The following is a 2,200-nucleotide window of genomic DNA, read 5'->3' as shown; positions in this document are numbered from 1 at the left end:
GTCGGGTCGTTGGCGATGCGCCACATCCACGGACGGCCCGCCAGCACCTTGAACACGCCATCCAGCGTGGCCAGCGCACGGTCGATGCCGACGACGTCCAGCTGCGCGGTCCGCTCGATCTCGGCGACCAGCAGCTCCGAGGCGACCTGCAGGCAGCGCTCGAAGAGACCGTCCTTCGAACCGAAGTAGTTGTAGATCAGTGGCTTGGAGATCCCGGCCTGATCCGCGATGTCGGCGACCGACGTGGCGGTGAAGCCGTGCTCGGCGAAGACCCGGCCCGCCACGTCGAGGATCTGCTGTTCGCGATCCGCGCGGGCAACGCCCTTGGTGCCGGAGCGGCGTGCCGACGCGTTGGCCGACGTGGCGGAGCTCATGTCCCGACCCTAGCCGATGAATTGACTTCGTGGTAACTTACTCCCGAGTCACATCAAGGAGACGTCATGGAGAACCTGCTCGATCCGATGAAGAACCCGGTCACCTACGCGATCCCGTTCTTCCTGCTCACCCTTCTCATCGAGCTCGCCGCTCTCAAGTGGCTCGACCACGACGATCCCGTCACCGGCCAGCCCCCGACCGGCTACCTCGGCAAGGACACCCGCACCAGCCTGTCCATGGGACTGATCTCCCTGGTCTTCACGTTGTTGTTCAAGGTCGGCTCGTTCCTCGTCTACTCCCTGGTCTTCGTGCACCTGGCGCCGTTCCACCTGCCCACCGACGCGTGGTGGTACTGGCCCCTGGTGCTGCTCGGCGTCGACCTCGGCTTCTACCTCTCACACCGCTTCGTGCACCGCGTCAACGTCGGCTGGGCGGCCCACCAGGCCCACCACTCGAGCGAGTACATGAACTTCGGGACTGCGCTGCGCCAGAAGTGGAACCCCTGGTTCGAGTTCTTCTTCTGGCTGCCGCTGCCCTTCCTCGGCTTCTCGCCGTGGACGATCTACGTCGCCTTCGGCTTCAACCTGATCTTCCAGTTCTTCGTGCACACCGAGACCATCGGCAAGCTGCCGCGGCCGATCGAGCTGGTGTTCAACACGCCCTCGCACCACCGGGTGCACCACGGGTCCGACCCGGAGTACCTCGACAAGAACTACGCCGGGATGCTGATCATCTGGGACCGCATGTTCGGCACCTTCCAGCCCGAGCTGCACCGCCCGACGTACGGCCTGACCAAGAAGGTCGAGACCTACAACCTGCTCAAGCTCCAGTACGGCGACTACGCACAGATCACCCGCAACGTCCGGGCCGCCGACAACTGGCGCGACAAGGCGGGCTACCTGTTCGGCCCGCCCGGATGGGAGCCGTCGGCCGCCCGGAAGGCGTCGGTGTAGCCGCGCTCAGGCTTCGAGGCCGAGCTCGGCCATCCGTGCCATGTGCCGCTCGGTGAGCCGCGTGAACATCCGGCCGAGGGAGGCCAGGTCCAGTCCGGGGCGGTCCACGCCGCCCGCGAGCAGCGCCGAGAGGGCGTCCCGATCAGCCGCCACGCGCTGCGCCTGCGTGAGCGCCTCCCCCATCAGGCGCCGGCCCCACAGGGCCAGCCGCCCACCGAGCCGCGGGTCCTCGACGATGCCGGCGCGCACGCGGTCGACGACGAACGCCGCATGGGTGCCCTCCTCCATGGAGGACACGACGAGGTCGCGGGTCGCGGGGTCGAGGTAGGCCGCGATCTCGCGGTAGAAGTCGTTGGCGAGCCCGTCGCCGACGTACGCCTTGACCAGGCCCTCGTACCAGTCGGCCGGGGCAGTGTGACCGTGGAACTCGTCGATCGGCGTGCTGAACGGCGCCATCGCGTCGAACGGGTCGGCACCGAAGGACCGGATCCGGTCGTGCAGGCGATGCACCTTCGCGAGCTCGACGCTCGCCATCGTCGCGAGGTCGACCTTGTCGGGCAGCGTCGGCGCGAGCTTGGCGTCCTCGGCGAGCCGCTCGAAGGCGGAGATCTCGCCGTACGCGATCGCTCCCAGCAGGTCGACCACCGCCTCGCGGTAAGCGGGATCGGTGTCGGGCACCGGGTTGGCCACGGGGGCGGGCGCGTCGACGGATTCAGCCATGGGTGCAGGCTACAAGCCGACCTGGCCGGGCGCGTCTCCGCCACAGATCAGGCCGCAGATCAGGCAGCAAGCTGCCGTCGATGGCCCTCGCCGCGCAGCCGGCCGGTAGAGTAGGAGGCGCGAGCGCCTGCCCGAACCGCCCCACGTCCCCA

3 protein-coding genes are annotated in these 2,200 nt (G+C 68.2%); 1 reads left to right on the top strand and 2 read right to left on the bottom strand.

Annotation, left to right across the window (positions count from 1 at the left end; translation table 11 throughout):
- A partial coding sequence (locus ACOADB_RS11255) for a TetR/AcrR family transcriptional regulator (RefSeq protein WP_378598298.1) occupies window positions 1-374 on the bottom strand: 374 nt, incomplete at its 3' end.
- 66 nt (window positions 375-440) lie between these two features.
- Between ACOADB_RS11255 and ACOADB_RS11250 the strand changes: the two genes are divergently transcribed.
- Window positions 441-1,328, top strand: a complete 888-nt coding sequence (locus ACOADB_RS11250) for a sterol desaturase family protein (protein ID WP_378598238.1) — start codon at window positions 441-443, stop codon at window positions 1,326-1,328.
- A gap of 6 nt (window positions 1,329-1,334) precedes the next feature.
- Here ACOADB_RS11250 and ACOADB_RS11245 read toward each other — a convergent pair whose 3' ends face one another.
- Window positions 1,335-2,048, bottom strand: coding sequence for a ferritin-like fold-containing protein (locus ACOADB_RS11245; RefSeq protein WP_378598236.1), 714 nt, complete (start codon window positions 2,046-2,048; stop codon window positions 1,335-1,337).
- Window positions 2,049-2,200: the final 152 nt, after the last annotated feature.

Origin of the sequence: Nocardioides sp. CPCC 206348 (assembly GCF_048654705.1) — a bacterium.
Taxonomy (GTDB): Bacteria; Actinomycetota; Actinomycetes; order Propionibacteriales; family Nocardioidaceae; genus Nocardioides.
This window is presented reverse-complemented; position numbering and strand designations above follow the sequence as displayed.